Annotated in this window: 8 protein-coding genes; 2 read left to right on the top strand and 6 right to left on the bottom strand. The window is 38.8% G+C overall.

Features of this window, described 5'->3' with window-relative positions:
* Positions 1–142: 142 nt before the first annotated feature.
* Both H7U02_RS04125 and H7U02_RS04120 read right to left on the bottom strand, forming a co-directional pair.
* Entirely contained in the window at positions 143–2,389 is a 2,247-nt protein-coding gene (locus H7U02_RS04125; RefSeq protein ID WP_156685312.1) for a glucosyl transferase, read from the bottom strand.
* Positions 2,390–2,672: 283 nt separating this feature from the next.
* The gene (locus H7U02_RS04120) at positions 2,673–5,462 is read right to left on the bottom strand and encodes a KxYKxGKxW signal peptide domain-containing protein (protein WP_201042837.1); all 2,790 of its coding nucleotides are present in this window, start codon (positions 5,460–5,462) and stop codon (positions 2,673–2,675) included.
* 330 nt (positions 5,463–5,792) lie between these two features.
* Between H7U02_RS04120 and pdxS the strand changes: the two genes are divergently transcribed.
* Complete coding sequence (gene pdxS, locus H7U02_RS04115; RefSeq protein WP_037602288.1) at positions 5,793–6,665, top strand: pyridoxal 5'-phosphate synthase lyase subunit PdxS; 873 nt, start codon at positions 5,793–5,795, stop codon at positions 6,663–6,665.
* Positions 6,666–7,259: a pyridoxal 5'-phosphate synthase glutaminase subunit PdxT gene (gene pdxT, locus H7U02_RS04110; protein WP_060972796.1), complete on the top strand. Its 594-nt coding sequence runs from the start codon at positions 6,666–6,668 to the stop codon at positions 7,257–7,259.
* 258 nt (positions 7,260–7,517) lie between these two features.
* On the opposite strand, the gene H7U02_RS04105 is transcribed toward pdxT, so the two are convergent.
* From H7U02_RS04105 to H7U02_RS04090, 4 genes are all read right to left on the bottom strand, one after another.
* Positions 7,518–9,965, bottom strand: coding sequence for a glucosyl transferase (locus tag H7U02_RS04105; RefSeq protein ID WP_201036496.1), 2,448 nt, complete (start codon positions 9,963–9,965; stop codon positions 7,518–7,520).
* A gap of 714 nt (positions 9,966–10,679) precedes the next feature.
* Complete coding sequence (locus H7U02_RS04100; protein WP_195187390.1) at positions 10,680–13,208, bottom strand: KxYKxGKxW signal peptide domain-containing protein; 2,529 nt, start codon at positions 13,206–13,208, stop codon at positions 10,680–10,682.
* A 54-nt stretch (positions 13,209–13,262) separates the two neighbouring features.
* Positions 13,263–16,826, bottom strand: coding sequence for a KxYKxGKxW signal peptide domain-containing protein (locus H7U02_RS04095; RefSeq protein ID WP_201042836.1), 3,564 nt, complete (start codon positions 16,824–16,826; stop codon positions 13,263–13,265).
* A 57-nt stretch (positions 16,827–16,883) separates the two neighbouring features.
* Positions 16,884–19,355, bottom strand: coding sequence for a KxYKxGKxW signal peptide domain-containing protein (locus H7U02_RS04090; RefSeq protein ID WP_110981512.1), 2,472 nt, complete (start codon positions 19,353–19,355; stop codon positions 16,884–16,886).
* Between the last annotated feature and the right edge of the window lie 20 nt (positions 19,356–19,375).

The following is a 19,375-nucleotide window of genomic DNA, read 5'->3' as shown; positions in this document are numbered from 1 at the left end:
AAAAGAGAAGACCTATCAGGTCCTCTCTAGATGTTAGCTTTTCGTCACCCACTACAGTTGACAAAGAGCCGAAAAAGAAAAGTTTTAGGATAGTTGTAGTATACAAAGCGATTCCTAAAGTTTTCTTAAAGTGAGGAATATCTTAAACTTTGGTCGCATTACCATTTTCATCAAAATGATAAGTTACACCTTTGATAGTACGTGTTTGGTTGGTGACTAGTTCACCAGAGATTTCATCGTAGTAGTGACCATCTGGTGTAAAAGCACCTTTAATTTGTTCCCCTCTAGAATTAAAGTAAAGCTTTTTACCATTAATTTCAGAGACACCAATTGCTGCTGTAGCATCTCCATTGAAATAATACCAATTTCCACTGGTAAAGACGAAGCGGTTTTTAACTGCTTTACCAGACTCACCAAAATAGTAAATTTTATCCTTTGTATAATAGAGGAGGCTATTTTTTTCCATTGAAGCAACTCGAATATATTTGCTTGCCCCACCTGGGGTGAAGTAGTAAAATTCGCCATCAATTTCTTTAAAGCCGATTACTTGTCTACCAGTTTCGTCATGGTAATAAGTATCTCCAAATGAGTTTTTTACAAAACCAGAATAGTTTACTTTATATCCATTATTTTTATCATAAAAGTATTCAGGCATATATACACCATCGTGTGCAAACCACCCTTTGACTTGTGTTCCTTCATAGCGACTGAAGATGACTTCATGACCATCAATAGTATGAGCACCCTTTAAAGTATTGCCATTTTTATCAACGTAGTACCAAGATTTGTTGTATTCGATATAACGATTGGTCGCGAGTTCTCCAGAATCTGGATCGAAGTAGTGAACAAGATTATTACGGGCATTGGTATAGGCCCCTTTAACCTGTTGGCCGTTCTCACGGAAGAAGACTTTTTGACCGTTAATGATTTGAGCACCAGTGAGGTTGTCTCCATTCGCGTTTTTATAATACCAGTTTCCGTTATCATCGCTATAATAACCATTTGGGTTAGGAGCATCCGTACCGATGCCATTTTCATCAAATCGATAGGTCATACCATTAACTGTTAGAGTGGTGTTAGAGACGCGTGCTCCAGAATTAGGATCATAGTAGCGAAGAACACCATTGTCGAGAACAAGCTCTCCCTTAGCTTGACGACCATTGGCATAGAGGTAAACGATTTGACCGTCTATATTGACTTCACCATCTTGAGGACGAATTGCATTTCCATCTTCAGCATAATAGTACCAGCCATCATTTTCTTGGACATAGCGATTTTTAACGGCTTGACCAGTAATTGGGTCAAAATAGTATCGACGAGTGATTTTAGTAGGATTACCATAACCATAACTATTACCGCGTGGTGAATTTTTCCCCTCCTCAAGAGAGATACTGATACCTTTTTGTAGAGAGCCAATATAAACAGGGGTAGTAGCATCATATATTTTGAAATAAAAGAGGTTTCCGTCAATCTCACGAACTCCTGTAAACTTAGAGCCATCATTGTTGAGGTAGTAAGTTTTTCCTCCTTTATCATTGACAAGCCCTTCTTTTCTTACTCTAGCTCCAGAGTCAGCATCGTAATAGAAAGTCATATGAGGATAACTATAAGTTTCTCCACTAAAGTCACCTTTGATTTGAACACCTTTATAATCAAAGTAGACTTCTTGACCATTGATAGTTTGTTCTCCAGTGAGGGGATAGCCATTTTCACCTAAATAGTACCAATTACCTTGGTATTCAAGGTATCGATTAGTCCATAGTTGCCCAGTATCAACATCGTAGTAACGAAATAGTCTATTCTTCCAACCGATTAAAGGCCCCTTAACTTGTTGCCCATTACTGCGGAAATAGACATTTTGACCATCGATAGTCTGTTCGCCAACGAGGTTTTTCCCATTCGTATCCTTGTAGTACCAATTTCCCTGATTATCACTATAATATTGACCACCAGTGATATTAGCTTCTCTAGTTGAAGTAGTCTCATTGGTAGCTCGGTCTGTAGTTACAGCTTCGCGTGTTTGGCCTGAGGCTGATTCTGCAGGTACTTGACTTTCGCTTGCAGTTGTTGAAGCTGTTTCACTGGCAGTTTCAGAACTTGCTGTAGAATTTGTGGCTTGTTCTGAGACATTTGTGGTGTTTTCTGTGCTAGCAACATTTTCAGTAGTAGCAGGAGCTTCAACAACCTTAGTTTCGACAAGATCTGCTGTGGTTTCCACATTGGCAGTGGTAGCAGCAGTCGTATTAAGGTTTGATGAGTTGTCAACTTTAGCTTCCTCCGCAAATGCAGGCCTTGCGATAAAAGCAAAGCTAGCAAGAGCAGTTGCACATGAGAATGCAATCAGACGTTTTTTGGACTTTTGTCCAGTAAAATTAGAATGTACTTTCATAATTTTTCCTCCATTTCCTAAATTCTATTATAGCGCTATTTTAGAGAGTTTCAAGAAAATATAAGAAATTTAGATAAAAATAAGAAAACGATTACATTGTAAAGTGACTAACAAGGCAAATATCACAATTTTAGCAGTCTCAAGAGTTAAAAATACAAAAAAATCCAGGACCTATGCCCTGGATTTTAGGAGATTATGAAAAAGAAAAGTTTTAGGATGGTTATAGTATATAAAGCATAGCCTAAAGTTTTCTTAAAGTAGAAGAAATATCTTGTTTTCCATTTTAATTCACTTTTTCAGTTGCTACACCATTTTCATCAATGACATAAGTTTTGCCATCTTTTTCTAGTGTTGCATTGGTTGTGATTGGAGAACCGTAAAGATGTTTCCCTAACGAAGTTGATTTTTCGAAGTGATAGAGCTTACCGTCAATTTCCTTCCAAGTTGGTTGGTAGGAAGAGATTACCTGAGGCTCAAGATAGCAGAGGTAGCCTTCATCAGTGCGGTAGAATCCTGTTCGAACGATTCCATTTTCATCCGAAGCGTATGAGTAATTAGTGTCATTACGCAATAATTCCGTATAAGAACCGAAAAGATAGGTCTTGCCATCTATGGTTTCTGTTGTATTGACATAGCGATATTGGTTGCTTGGATCTAGGTAATAGGTCTTACCGTCAATTTCTCTCCACCCGGTTAATAGTTTTCCTTCTGAATCTGCAAGATATATTATACTAAATGATTTAGCTGAACCATCAACTAGAAGTTGGCCATCTTGATTGAAGTAATAATAATTTCCGTCAATTAGAAGCAACTCTTCTTTAGCTTGAAGACCATCTTCCTTAAAGTAAACACGGTGATTATCTAGTGTATACCAGCCAAAAACTTGAGCTCCATCATTGCCAAAGTAGAGCTTAGAATAGTAATTGTACGGATAGAATGCATTACGGAGGAGTTCACCATTGTTTTTAGCGAAATAGTAGTACTTACCATCTATAAGGATACGCTTACCTTTTATTTGCTTACCACTGCCATCAAAGTAGAGTTGGACACCATTAATGGTTTGCCATCCAGTAGCTAATTGGCCCTTATCTTTGAGATAAGTCCAATCGCCATCCTTGTCCTGAACAAAGGTGTTGCGTAGAGAAGATGTGACATGTCCTTCTTCATCAATGTTATAGGTAACGCCACCAAGTTCAATGGTACGATTGGTCCATAAAGCTCCGCTATCTTTATCGAAGTAGTAGGTATCCCCATCGATGTCAATCAAAGTCCCTTTTGCTTGCTTACCATTTTTATCAAAGTAGAGCTGAATACCATCAATGGTTTGACGACCTGTTAGGAGTTTCCCATCTTTATCGTAGTAGTACCAGTTCCAAAAATCGTCGCGAATAAACTGATTTTTAGGTGTAACTTCAGTTGAGATTCCCTTGTCATCAAAGGAATAGACTTTGTCATCAACTTTCAAAGTTGTATTAGAGACAATAATTGTAGGACGCATACCAGCAGTAGGTTCGACGTAATCTCCATCTGTCAATCGGTAACGTTGCCCATTGATTTCCTCCCATGAAGGCTTAGTGACACTTTTTACTGCTGGTTGGAAGTAGTGGAGTTGACCATCAATACCTCGTTGGAATCCTTTTAAGGCAACCCCGTTTTCATCAGTGCCATAGATTCCATGAAAAATACCTTCATTGTGATAGACAACGGGTGCAAAGTAGGCTTTAAGGCTATTTTTTTGGACTTCACTATTAATGACAAAATAATCTTTATTTTCAAAAGTGATAATACCGTTTAGGACAACCCCATTTTCAGTAAAAATGTATTCCTTACCATCAATTATATGTCTACCGGTTTGGATGACGCCGTCAGCATCAGTGTGGTAAGTTGTTTTACTAGAGAAAAACATAGAAGGTCTTTCAACGATGCCATACGTGTTCTTAACCAATTGACCGTCATAATCAAACAAATATTCTTTCCCATCAATGGTTACGACATCATTTTGAGCTCTCAGGCCGTCTGATTGGAAGTAGTAGCGTTTGTTATCGATTGTATGCCAACCTGTAACGGGAGCACCGTCCTCTCCTAGATATTCAAAGAGGTGCGTATACATTGGGTTGGTTCTGTAACTATTAAAGATGATATGTTCATACCATTGATTAGTCATTAAGGCACCATTATGATAGGCAAAATAGTAGTGCTTGCCGTCGATTTCTTGTTTTTGTCCTTTGACTTGTTTCCCATCTTTATCAAAATAAAGGATGACACCATCAACATTTTGCCAACCAGTCAATTTTTCACCGTTGGCAGTGTAGTAATACCAGTCTTGTTGGTTATCAGATTGGAAATGACCACCAGTCACGACCTGGGTTGGTAGTTGTGTTTTTTCGGTTAGGATGCCATCAGCATCTGCTAGATAAGTTTTACCGTCTACTTCAATGCTTGTATCAGTTACCTTACGACCGTTATCTTTATCGTAGTAGTAATCTTTGCCATCAATGGTTACCTTTTCACCTTTTGCCTGGATACCATTGTCATGGAAGTAGAGGTTGAAGCTGTCGATGGTTTGTGGGCCAGTTAGTTTGTGACCGTCACTGTCTAGATAATACCAGTTACCTTGATCATCTGAGGTGAACTTGCCACCTTGGGAAGGTGTTTCCTGTGAAGTAGTTGCGTTGTCGCTTGTTTCGGATGAGGTTTCAGTACTTTTATCTATAGTAGCTGTCTCAATTTTTTTATCAGTTTCGTTAGCAGGCTGTGTAGCAGTTGCTTCTGCAGGCTGACTGGCGACATTAGTAGATGTAGTGTCAGTTGAGACTGTATCACTAGAAGTATTTTCAACAGCCGTGCTCGCCGGAGCTACTTCGGTTCTTGTAATGAGGCTAGCACTTGTCTCAAGATTACTGTCAGAGACGACATTTTCAGGACTGTTAACAGCGGTCGTTTCAGGTTCGACCTCATCGGCTCCGACTTGACCAAGGCCAATCAGTGAAGCCCCGATAGCCAAACTTGAGGCAGCGATTGTAATCCAATGTTTCTTAACTTTATGAAGTTTGAAACGAACTTTGTTTTCCATAAATTTCCCCCTTATATGGTGACTTGGTAAATTCATGCTGTGACATATAAAACATCATGAACACCAAAAATTAATTTACGATTATATTTTAATCTTATTTTCTAATAACTTCAATAGAAAACGGATACAAAAATGCCATACTCTTATAAAAAGATGCTTATAGTTGTGATAGTTATAGCCTATAAAAGAGTTTTCCTAATTTATTTATTTTTTCGTCTATAGATATGATTGAAAGGGCAATTGTCCCCATACAGTTTGGGAAATAGAGTCTTTTTTTCAAAAATCATCCTGTGTAAAATAGAGGACATAAAAACATGAGAGGTGATTGCAATGACAAATCGTTACGACTTAAATAAAAATTTGGCACAGATGCTTAAGGGGGGCGTCATCATGGACGTTCAAAATCCTGAGCAAGCACGTATCGCTGAGGCGGCAGGAGCAGCTGCAGTTATGGCCTTGGAACGCATTCCGGCCGATATCCGTGCGGTGGGTGGTGTGTCACGTATGAGTGATCCTAAGATGATCAAGGAAATTCAGGACGCCGTTAGTATTCCAGTGATGGCTAAGGTGCGTATTGGTCATTTCGTTGAAGCACAGATTTTGCAGGCGATTGAGATTGATTATATCGACGAGAGTGAGGTTTTGACACCGGCTGATGACCTTATTCATGTGGATAAAACCCAGTTTGATGTGCCTTTCGTCTGTGGAGCTAAGGACCTCGGTGAGGCTCTTCGCCGTATCTCAGAAGGGGCATCAATGATTCGTACCAAGGGTGAACCTGGGACTGGTGATATTGTTCAGGCTGTTCACCACTTGCGACTCATGAATCAAGAGATTCGCCGTATTCAAAATCTTAGAGAAGATGAACTCTATATTACTGCTAAAGACTTGCAGGTGCCAATTGATTTGGTCCGTTATGTCCACGAACATGGCAAGTTGCCTGTTGTCAATTTTGCGGCAGGTGGTGTAGCGACACCAGCGGATGCTGCGCTTATGATGCAGCTGGGTGCTGAAGGTGTCTTTGTTGGTTCAGGGATTTTCAAGTCTGGAGATCCGAAAAAACGTGCGGAAGCTATCGTCAAAGCAGTAACTAACTACAATCGTCCCGATATTTTGGCGCAAGTGTCAGAAGATTTGGGAGAAGCCATGGTTGGTATCAACAAGGACGAAATTGACATCTTAATGGCAGAGCGAGGAAAATAGATGACAAAAATCGGAATACTGGCTTTGCAAGGTGCTTTTGCAGAACATGAGCAGGTCTTGAAAGCACTTGGGGTTGAAACGGTTCAAATCAGAAATCGACAGGATTGGGAAGCTCACGCTGATTTAGACGGGCTCATTCTACCAGGGGGAGAGTCGACAGTCATGGGAAAACTTTTGCATGATTTAGACTTGTTTGAGCCGATTAAGACGAAAATTGATGCTGGACTACCTGTATTTGGAACTTGTGCAGGTCTGATTTTGTTGGCCAAAACCATAGTGGGAGACCAAACAAAACATTTGGCAAATATGGATATCACTGTAGCCAGAAATGCTTATGGACGCCAATTGGGCAGTTTTGTCACAGATGCTGAATTTAAAGGAATAGGGGAGATCCCAATGGTCTTTATTCGTGGGCCGATTATTGAAGCTGTTGGACCAGAAGTGGATATTCTAGCACAAGTCAATGGGGCTATCGTGGCAGCTAGAGAAAAGCAGATGTTGGTGACCTCTTTTCATCCAGAATTAACGGGTGACGAAAGGGTACATGCTTATTTCCTAGATATGATTAATCAGGCAAAAGAAGAAAAGCAATGATTCAAATTTCATAAATTCATTTACTTCTCCTTCACGCAAAAAAATCCAGGACCTAAGCCCTGGATTTAGGAGATTATGAAAAAGAAAAGTTTTAGGATGGTTATAGTATATAAAGCAAAGCCTAAAGTTTTCTTAAAGTAGAAGAAAAAGTTTACATGTGATATGAAAAAGGAAGTCGATTTTGAACGACTTCCTTTTTAGCGATTCCTAAATCAAAGTAATTATGCGATATCAATAGTTGTTATTTGAATTATATTCTTATACTTCACCAGGGCCCATCAAATGTCCATTACCGTCAGCATCGAATTTGAAGGCACCAGTGTTTGTTCTAACAATGGTATTTTCAGCACGTGCTCCATTCTTAGCATCGTAATAGTGGACAGTTCCGTCATCGTCAAATTTGAATTCTCCTCTAAGTTGTCTACCGTTTTGGTCGAAGTAAACATGGATGCCATTCAAGGTTTGAGGTCCTGTCAGTTTATTCCCTTTAGCATCAACATAGTAGTAGAAATCTTCACGATCTAAATCTTTACTTTCTCTTGGATACTGTCCATCCTGACCTACGATATCATTTCCAGGAATGGTGATTGTAAAGTGGAAGATGCGGTCACCATCGAGATTTCGGTAATTCCAATTGTAGACGTGAACAAAGCTATTAGTGACAAGAGCACCAGAATCTTTGTCGTAATAGTGTCCATCTGGCGCGAAGCGTCCCTTGACTTGTGCTCCGTTAGGAAGGAAGTACAATTTCGTATTTCCAAAAGTCTGAGGTCCTGTTAATGGTTTCCCATCAGCATCGAGATAATACCAGGCAGTAGTATAGATATTTTGATTGTTGATGTCATCACGACCAATATAAGTCAAGATTTCTTTAAAAGCATTGGTTACGAGAGCCCCAGAATCTTTGTCATAGTATTTACCATTTGGTGCAAAATGTCCCTTGACTTGTGTACCAGTGAAATCATCAAAGTAGACTTTAACACCATCGATAGTTTGTTCTCCCTTGAGTTTATCACCTTTATCATTGACGTAAACCCAGTTGCCATCTTCAGTTTCAAGATAGCGTTTTGTTACAAGTGCACCAGAGTTTTTATCGTAATAGCGACCATCCTCTGCAAAACGTCCTTTGACTTGTTTGCCATCCTTGTCAAAGTAGACTGGAATGTTGTCAACGAAGTTGAGACCGATGAGGTTTTTACCGTTTGCATCCTTGTAGTACCAGTTGCCTTCGTTATCACTATAATAGTGACCACCAAAAACACGCGGTGCCTTGTCTAGGGAGACAGTAGGTGTAGGAGTAACGGGAGTATCTATTTCTTCGCCAGGTTTCATCAAATGTCCATTACCATTTGCATCGAATTTGAAGGCACCAGTGTTGGTTCTGACAATGGTATTTTCAGCGCGTGCACCGTTTTTCGCATCGTAGTAATGAACGGTACCATCTTCGTCAAATGCAAACTCACCTCTAAGTTGTCTACCATTTTGGTCGAAGTAAACATGGATGCCGTTTAGGGTTTGAGGTCCTGTCAGTTTATCCCCCTTATCATCTACGTAATAGTAGAAATCTTCGCGATTCAAATCATTGCTAGAAAGTGGGTAATGACTCATATCCAAAAATTGGTTTTCACCGTTAGGTCCAACGACTGAATTATTAGGAATGGCGATGACAAAGTGATTCACACGATTTCCGTCTTGATTTTGATAATTCCAGTTGTAGACATGGACAAAGCTGTTAGTTACAAGCGCACCAGAGTCCTTATCATAGTAGTGTCCATCAGGTGCAAAACGTCCCTTAACTTGTGCCCCATTAGGGAAGAAGTACATGTTTGTACCACCAATATTTTGAGGACCTTTAAGTGGCCGTCCGTCGGCATCAAGGTAGTACCAATCAGTAGTATAAATGTTTTGACCGTTGATATCATCACGACCAATATAAGTTAAGAGTTCTTTAAAGGCCTTGGTTACAAGAGCACCAGAATCTTTGTCATAGTATCGGCCATCCTCTGCAAAACCACCTTTGATTTGAATACCATCTTGGCTAAAGTAAACAGGAACATTATCCACATAGTTCAGCCCGACAAGATTTTTGCCATTTGCATCCTTGTAATACCAGTTACCATTATCATCACTATAATAATGTCCACCAGAAATATGAGGTGCATTTTCAAGTGTTACAGAAGGTGTGACTTGCTTTTCATTTTCATCGATTGGAGCAGGTTGTTCACTGTTTTTTGTAGGTGTTTTTGTTTCTTCGACAGGAACAGGTTCAGTGACTTTTTCTGACGAAGTCTTTGTGGCAGAGGCTTCTGAAGTTGCCGTTTTAATTGGTGTAGCTTTATTTGCCTGATTATCTTGATTACTAATTTCTTGCTCAGAAGTGATTTCTACTGGTGATTCGCTTGCTAATTCAGATGATGCGACTTCACTACTAGGAGCTTCACTAAGAACCGTACTGGTACTAGTAGGTAGCTCAGTATTAGTTGAGATAGGATTTGTAGTAGGTGCTTTGACCTCAACATTAGTTACTGCAGTTTCTTGTGCAGGTGCAAGAATCTCAGTTGGTTGACTAGAAGTTTCAGGTGTTTTCGCTTCATCCGCAAATGTAGGGCGTGCGACTAAAGTAAAAGTAGCTAGAGCAGTTGCGCAGGAAAGTGCTACGACGTGTTTCTTGGACATTTGCCAATGATAATTCATTTCAGTATTCATAATAGACTCCCTTCAAAAATGAACACCGATGTTTAGGTGTGTAACATAAAGGAGCTAGGCCGTCAGAAAAATGTTAAAAGTGAGAAGATCTGTTAAAACGACTGAGCCCCATATCTAAATCTCTCAGGGTATGGCCATAAGACGATTTTATAGGCGAGCACGTCAAATGTGTGCAAGGAGAATATGCTTATGCTGTATAATTTATATCTAGAAACAGGTGATCTTACTTATTTATCCTAATACTTTTATTTCTCTCCTTTCGTTTTATTATTGAATCCAGCCTATGCACATGTCTTCAAATACAAAAAACTAGAGCTGTTAGTTTGAAGCATTCTCTCTAAAGCTCTAGTTTTATATTATAGACAGATGTGTGTATGAAAAGAGCCTTAGATTATCATGCCAAAGTGCCTAAGGACCAGTTTTCATGCATAAAAAATTATTTTGACGTTAGAAGTCTAAAGCCAAGTTCCTAATCCTAATCCCCTGTAGTACACTTTCAACGTTTTTAGTAAAACGCTTACATGTTCACCTATCTTTATTATAATACTTTTTTTATGACAAACAAGTTTTTTTACAAGATAATCGTAATTGTTTAAGAATTGTTGATATTCGAGTTCTATTTGTATGATTGTGATTGATGATATGAAAAAGGAAGTTGACAGTTGGTCGACTTCCTTTTGTGTTGGGTAATTGACCATAGTCACTTGTAAATGACTATCGAAGGATATGGCCAACCCCGTCATTATCGAAGTAATAAGTAACGTGATTGATTGTCAAGGTTACATTATCAGCACGATTACCAGAGCCAGGAAGATAATAGTAAGTCTTACCACCTAAAATGATGAGTTTATCTTTAGCTTGTATACCCTTATATTGTCCATAATCATCATCGTAGAAGTAGACATGCTTGCCATCGATAACTCTTCTACCAGTCAGAATATTTCCCTTACTATTTGCATAATACCAGTTATTCTTATGTTCGAAGTATTTTCCGGTTACAAGGGCACCAGTCTCTTTGTCATAATAATGATCACCACGGTATGGATAATTAAACTCACCTTTCACTTTTTCGCCGTAGCTAAAGTAGTACTGAATTCCGTCCAAATATTTAGTACCGTCAAACTTCTTTCCTTCTTCATCAACATAAAACTCTTTGCCGCCATCCTCAACTAATCTATCTGTTACTAAAGCACCGTTATCTTTATCGTAATAGTGATTATCAGGAGCAAAATGGCCTTTGTATTGGACACCATTGGTGCCGAAATAAACGTTGACGTTATCAATGGTTTGAGCACCAAGGAGGAGGTAACCCTTGTCATTGACATAGTACCAGTTACCTTCGGAATCACTGATATAGCGGTTTCGTTGAGTTGAATGACTTTTAATGCTGAGGACACCAGATTGGTCTGCCACATAGGTCTTACCATCGAAATCAAAAGTTGTATCTTTGACTTTTCGACCGTTATCTTTATCAAAATAGTAAACCTTGCCTTTGATATCAACTAACTCTCCTTTTGCTTGGCGACCAGTTCCTAAATGGAAATACATGTCATAGCCATCAACAGTTGTTGAACCTTTCACTGGCCATCCAATTTCGTCGTAGTAATGCCAATACCCATCTTTATCTTGGACAAAATAAGCAGTCTTTTGTCGAAGGTCCTTAAAATCACTAGAAATGAATTTACCAACCCCATCATTATCAAATTCATAGATATTTGGAAATTCTCTCATAATATAGTGTGTAGGAATATTCAATCGTTTATTTCTAGCAATGGTACCATCATTGTAGAAGTAATAGTTATTGAAAAATCTGTGCACGACCATGTTTCCATCATCTTGGAAAAAGTACTTATTACCATTGATGGTTTGCCATCCTGTGACGGGTAGGCCATCGGCACCTAAATAATACCGTTCGAGTTCAGGATGTTCATTGTTGTAATAATTTTCATAAGGAGCAAAGTCAAATCTTATTTCTTTAGCATAGTTTTCTTCAGGAATGAATCGTCCAGCTTTGAAGGTGACGAGGCGATTAGTCACAAGGGCGCCGTTATCTGGATCGTAGAAATATGATTTACCATTGACCTCACGGCGTTCCCCCTTGACCTGTCTACCATTTGAATCAAAGTAATAGGTCAAGCCATCAATAGTTTGTGGTCCAGTCATAAGTTTTCCATCTTTATCCATATAGTACCAGTGACCACCATTATCTTGTAGAAAAGCGGGATGGTTATTTGCCACTGTAACGATACCATTAGGATCAATATTGAGTTGGAAATCACCGTTGTTGAGATGTGTGTCTTTAACTAATTGTCCTGCATTTTCTTTGCCAGCATCTCCAAACAGATAGAGCTTGTCTCCGACCACGTTCAAGCCATAGCTAAGTTGACCGTTTCTATCAGGATTAAAGTAATAGGTTTGTCCTTTGATATCTTGTAAGCCAGAAACTCGCACGCCATCGCTACCTAGATAGTAAGTTTGACCATTTTCTTCAACAAATTCATCATGGAGCATACGTGCACTATCTGTAAAGTAATAGAGTTTTCCATCAATGGTTTCGAAACCAGGATGTTCTCGCTCTTTTTTGAAATAATAGCGTTCACCATTAATATCTTGCCATCCCATAAGCTTATTACCATTGTTATCGTAGTAATAAGTAACGTAATAAGGATGTCTTGTAGTGATAAGACTTCCTAGATAGTTTTCTGTTTCAATACGTTCTTCTTTTTCGGTAACAAATCCATTCCTTTTTTCAGTAAAGGCAGAACGGTCAGTTCCTCTTGTGGTATTTTCGTTTGGGATATCACCGACAGAGGACACATTCTCAGCTGTAACACTCTCACTAGTTGTTGCATTTACATCAGAATGTGTAGTTTCAGAATTAGATGCTTCCGAACTAGCTGTGCTTGAGACTTCAGAGCTTGGTTTTTCAGAAACAGTTTCTGTTGAAGCAACCTCTGAGGCAGCTACTGGTGCTTCTGATACTGTGGCAGCCTCGCTTGAAGCGGTAGCAGGTGTGTTTTCTACAGCTTTAGCTGTGGCTTCACTAGTTGCTGGAGCATCGACGTCAATAGCACCTTCTTTGATGATAGCTTCAACAGTTGCTTCATTAACAGGGGTAGACTGTTCTTCAGCTGAAGCATAGTTAAGGCCAGCAAAACTCAATCCCAAAGCCAGTCCTGTCACTGCAATAGTTACCCAATGTTTTTTAACTTTGTGAAGTTTAAAATGTACTTTCTTTTCCATGATAATTCTCCTTTCATTGAAAGACAAATTGGAATTATATGTGTGAAATAAATATTATTCGTAAATATATTTAATAACCCTTCCATCACCGTTTTCATCGAAATGAACAAGCTCAGCTTTCACCTTGTAACGAATTGAGTGGTTAAAAGTAATGTCAACATTTTTAGCACGTTTTCCAGTTTTTGGGTAATAATAATGGTAGTAGTAGTCATTTCCCGCCCAAATTGTTCGCAATTCATCGTAGCCTAGTCTACCATCATCGTGAAAATAGTAGTAATCATCTCCAATCTTTTGTTCACCCTTATAACATTTACCATCACTACCAACATAGTAACGATAACCGTCAATGTCAACGAATTTGTCACGTCCTAAGTCAACAAGTTCACCAGTATTCTTGTCATAGTAATAACCATCATCAGCAACAATACCTTTAGCTTGTTTACCATCTTTATCAAAGTAAACCTTTACATTATCGATAGTTTTGTGTCCAGTTACCTTTTGACTATTTTCATCGACGTAGTACCAACTATTAGAATATTTTTTACCAAAATATCTAGTAATTGCACCAGTTGAGGTGTCTGCTAGACTAGGGTATCTATCGAATTGAAATACTTGAACATAATTATGGTCGATAGGCTCATTACCTAGGTCGGTGATAAAATGCCAAGGTTTTATTTGAACATAACGTTTTGTGACTAAAGCTCCGGTGTCCTTATCGTGATATCTACCATCTGGTGCGAAATCCCCTTTTAACTGTGGTCCATCAGGGTAGAAGTAGTAGTCCTCACCGTTAATAGTCTGATAACCTGACACCTTGTAGCCACTATTATCTAGGTAGTAGCGGAATGTAGTTGAGATACCATTAGCACGCCATTCACGAGCGATTCTTACAGTACGTTCTCTGAAAGTATTTCTTGCTAAGTTACCTGTATGTTTATCGTAATATTTACCGTTTTTTGCGAAACCTCCTTTTACTTGCTCTCCATTTTCATCGAAGAATACTGTTTCACCATTAATAGTATGCTCCCCTTTTAAAGCGATTCCTTCGGAACCAAAATAGTAAAATGGTTTTGTATCATCGCTAAATCCATTGTGGTTAGAAGGAACGTATAAGTTCCTAGCTAGATGACCATTATCATTCATATAATGGATATTGTGGTAGTCATCATAGAACAGTCCATTTTTTTTGATATCATCTTTCTTTTCAGTAATGACACCTTCTTGATCTGAAATATAAAGTTTATCGTTCACTTCAAAAAGTGTTCCAATGACACGCTCACCATCAATTTTATCGTAGTAGTATTTGTTTCCTCCTTGTTTAATAAACTCACCTTTAGATCGCTTTCCGTTATGGTCAAGATAATACCATTTACCATTTATCATAACTGATTGGTTGACTCCTAAATTAACACGAGCACCGGTATCTTTATCATAATAGTAACCATCGTCTGCGAACTGGTCTTTGATTTGTTCACCATAGACATTGAAATAAACAGCAACACCATTTATCGTTTGGGGACCGTGAAGGAATTTTCCGTCATACCCTGCATAATAGGTGACTTTTTTAATTTTAGGGTTAAGATAGTCATTCTCTAGGTGATAGATAGTAACGTATTGATTTTTGACCATCATTCCTTGGTAGTCATAATAATAGCTGTTTTCAAATTCGTCGGTAACAATTTGGTTGCGATAGTTTAAAGCATATGGTACTTCAGAGAGTTTACCTTCATTATCAGCTTTATAGGTCTTACCATCGATTTGAATAAGAGAGTTGATAACCATTTGTCCATTATGCAAATCATAGTAATGTTTTGGTAGACCTGAATTTGAGTAGCTAGCTTCACCTTTTAGTTGACGACCATTACCGTCAAAACAAACATGATAACTATCGACAATTTGGTTTCCAATGAGTTTTTGACCATTTTCATCGACATAGTACCAGTTTCCATTGTCTTCTACATAAGCATTGGTAACAAGTTCACCACTATCCTTGTCATAGAAGTGACCATTCGGAGCGAAGTGTCCTTTAACTTGGACTCCACTGTCCTTAAAGTAAACTTTGACGTTATCAATGGTTTGTTCGCCAATGAGTTTATTGCCATCGGAGTTGTAGTAATACCAGTTGCCTTTATCATCGCTGACATATTGGTTATGGAATCTAGAATCACCTTGGATAGTGATGTTCCCTTCTTTATCTGCGATATAATGGATACCGTTTAACTCAAAAGATGTATCCTTGACTTTACGACCATTGTCTCTGTCGAAGTAGTAGATTTTATTATCAATATTAATAAATTCACCTTTAGCTTGATGTCCTTCTGGGCGAGATGATTCATGGAAGTAGAGTTCAAAGCCATCAATAGTTTTAGGTCCAGTGACAGGAAATCCGTCTTTGTTGAAGTAATACCAACGACCTTCGTAGTCCATCATAAATTGATTTTTTGGATATTCTATATTATTTTCTGAAGGAAGAGTATAGTAAATTGGGAACGGATAAGTCACAATGTTTAGTTGTTTATTGAGATAATCAGCCACCCCATCGTGGTCTGAATAAAATACATATGGCATAGACTTCCGAAGACCCTTTTCGATGATAGGAAATTGTTTGTTTTTGGCTAAGGCCCCTTTGTCATCAAAGTAGTAGCGTTTGTGATCTAATTCCATTAGTCTATGAACAGCAACTTGGCCATTGTCATAGATGTAATAGTCATCACCTAAAATTGTCTGACGACCTTTCTCAAGTGTGTTACCATTTTTATCGAAATAGTAACGTTCTAATCCAGGCATTACATAATAGTTTGGTTCGATATAAGCAGGTTCATTGAAGTAAACAACTTTACTATAGTTTTCTTCTGGAATATAGTGGCTGTCTTTGAATGTAATAAAACGGTCTGTTACTAGCTTGCCATCGTTTTCATCGTAAAAGTGGAGTTTATCGTCAACTTTCCTAAGCTGCCCTTTTACCATAGTGCCGTCATTGTTAAAGTAATATTGGAAACCGTTGATTTCTTTTGGTCCAGTAACCAGCTGCCCTTTTGTATCTACATAATAGGTAACACCATTTGCATCTGAAACGAAACTCTCTCTTTTATCTGTCTTTTTTGTGATACCTTCCGCTTCAACAGTGATGGTGAAATCGCCATCTTTTTGTGAGGTATCTAAAGTTGTTTTATCAGGAGAAGTACTTATGATGAGGTTTTCGTTGTTTGTAGGTGTATTTGTTGCACTTACCTCAGAATGAACAGTTTCAGAATTAGATGCTTCCGAACTAGCTGTGCTTGTGACTTCAGAGCTTGGTTTTTCAGAAACAATTTCTGTTGAAGCCACTTCAGAGCTAGCTACTGGTGTTTCTGACACTGTGGCAGTTTCGCTCGAAGCGGTAGCAGCTGTATTTTCTGTAGGTTTAGTTGTGGCTTCACTAGTCGCTGGAGCATCGACGTCAATAGCGCCTTCTTTGATGGTGGCTTCAACAGTTGCTTCATTAACAGGGGTAGGTTGTTCTTCAGCTGAAGCATAGTTGAGACCTGCAAAACTCAATCCCAAAGCAAGTCCTGTCACTGCAATAGTTACCCAATGTTTTTTAACTTTGTGAAGTTTAAAATGTACTTTCTTTTCCATGATAATTCTCCTTTCATTGTAAACTGTCATTATTGAGAAGGAGTATTTATAACTTCATTAACTAATTGGTGTTCCGTTTCCATCCGCATCAAAATGATAGGTTTGCCCTTTGATAGTAATGTCAATATTTGACAAACGGGCACCTGAGTTAGCATCGTAGTAGTGGATTTTACCATCGACGGTGACTAGTTCACCTTTGGCTTGTTTACCGTTACTGTGGAAGTAGACTGGAACATTGTCAATAGTTTGTTCACCGGTCAAGGCGTACCAGTTTGGACCAAAGTAATACCAACTACCTTCCCATTCATGGTATTGATTTTTAAGAGCAGCGCCTGTTGCTTCATCCAGATAGTAGATGTGGCTACTGTTAGGGATAGTATCACTGTAATACGCATAGATGAGCTCACCTCTACTTTGCATTCCGTAGTAGTATTTACGAGTAGGAAGTCCAAAGTAGTAGAGTTCGCCATCGATAACTTGAACGGAGACTAATTTGTTTCCCTTACCGTCTAAATAATACCAGTGATTATCTTTGGTTTTAACGAAACCAGCTTTTGTGACCTTTTTACCATCAAATCCGATATAGTCTCCACTATCTGCGTAGTATGTGAATTCTCCGAAGCCTTGATGACCATCTCCAACGATAAGATTCACTTCTTCACCATGAACAATATGTGTTCCTGAGTAAACTTTTCTACCATCTTGACCAACATAATAGCGTTTGCCATCGACTTCGACGATTTGGTCTCGGACAGCAGCACCTGTGTCTTTGTCATAAAAATGATCAGCATTGGCAAAAATACCTTTGGCTTGGACACCGTCTTTATCAAAATAGACTTCTACACCATCTATAGTTTGAGCACCAATTAATTTATCGCCCTTATCATTGACATAGTACCACTTGCCATCTTTTTCGACATAACGGTTGGTAACGAGGGCTCCACTATCTTTATCATAATAATGGCCGTTTGGCGCAAAGTCACCTTTAACTTGAGAATAGTCATCACGGAAGTAGACATTGACATAATCTATCACTTGTTCGCCCTTTAAAGGATAACTAGATTTATCAACATAGTACCATTTACCTCCAGCAGTAACATAACTATTTTTGGCTGTAACTGGAGTCAATTTACCATTTTCATCTGCAATTGATGTTGGGTATCTATCATCTACAGCAATAAAAGTGAAAGCATTGGTGAGGATAGCACCTCTTACGCCGTTAATGTATTTAGAAAACTGAGCATAGTACCAGTTTCCATCAACTTGGAACAGTGGGTTTGGGCTGCCAGGGACATCATCTCTTAGTGAACCAGATTCATCAAAATAGTAGAGTTGTCCATTAATTCGCTTGAATCCATGGACAACATGTCCATTTTCATCAGCATAAACAGAAGGTGTCCAGAGGTATCCTCTCAGGTACATGTATCTGATTTTACCCCAGCCATTATAGACTTTTTGTCCCTGTTCATTGTAATAACTTTCAGTACCATCAGGATTCTTGAATTTAGAATAATAGACCATGTCTGGTTGGAAGTAGTACTCTTTACCGTCGATGGTTTTAGGGCCAGTGTAAATATTACCGTCATTGTCATAGTAGTAATAAATGTCGTCGCTGGTTCCGTTAATGTAGCGAGTACTATGGTAGAGGGCAATCTTATTATTCCAAAGTTCGCCATTTTCAGGATGGAAATAATATCCTTTTCCATCAACAACCACTCTTTGCCCTTTTGTTTGAAGCCCCTTGTCATTAAAGTGGTAAGTTTTGTCTCCAATTTCTTGAAGGCCAGTCACTTTTTCACCTGTCTTATCTACATAATACCAGTGGTTATCGCCAGTAGTAACAAAAGATTCAGTTGTTAGATGTCCAAGTTCACCATCATAATAATGTCCATCTTGGGCAAAGTTTCCTTTGACCTGTTTACCATCCTTGTCAAAATAGACATGCTGTCCATCAATTAGGTTTGGACCTGTCAGATCCTTGTCATCTTTTTTGTAATGCCAATTGCCTTGTTCATCACTATACCATTGACCACCCGTGATATTCTTTTCAGCAGAGGGAACTTGAGAATTAGGGGTATCAGTATCACTAGTTGTTGGTGACGAATTCTCAGCTGTAACACTTTCACTAGTCGTTGCACTTACCTCAGAATGTGTAGTTTCAGAATTAGATGCTTCCGAACTAGCTGTACTTGTGACTTCAGAGCTTGGTTTTTCAGAAATAGTTTCTGTTGAAGCCCCTTCAGAGGTGACCACTGGTGTTTCTGACACTGTGGCAGCTTCGCTTGAAGCGGTAGCTGCTGTATTTTCTGTAGGTTTAGCTGTGGCTTCATTACTTGCTGGAGCATCGACGTTAATAGCACCTTCTTTGATGATGGTTTCAACAGTTGCTTCATTAACGGGGGTAGGTTGTTCTTCAGCTGAAGCATAGCTGAGTCCTGCAAAACTCAAACCCAAAGCAAGTCCTGTCACTGCAATAGTTACCCAATGTTTTTTAACTTTGTGAAGTTTAAAATGTACTTTCTTTTCCATGATAATTCTCCTTTCATTTT

The sequence above is a fragment of the Streptococcus sp. 3.1 genome (assembly GCF_016648915.1).
Taxonomy (GTDB): domain Bacteria; phylum Bacillota; class Bacilli; order Lactobacillales; family Streptococcaceae; genus Streptococcus; species Streptococcus salivarius_E.
Note: the sequence above shows the minus strand (reverse complement) of the source record. Positions and strands in the feature narration are given on the sequence as shown.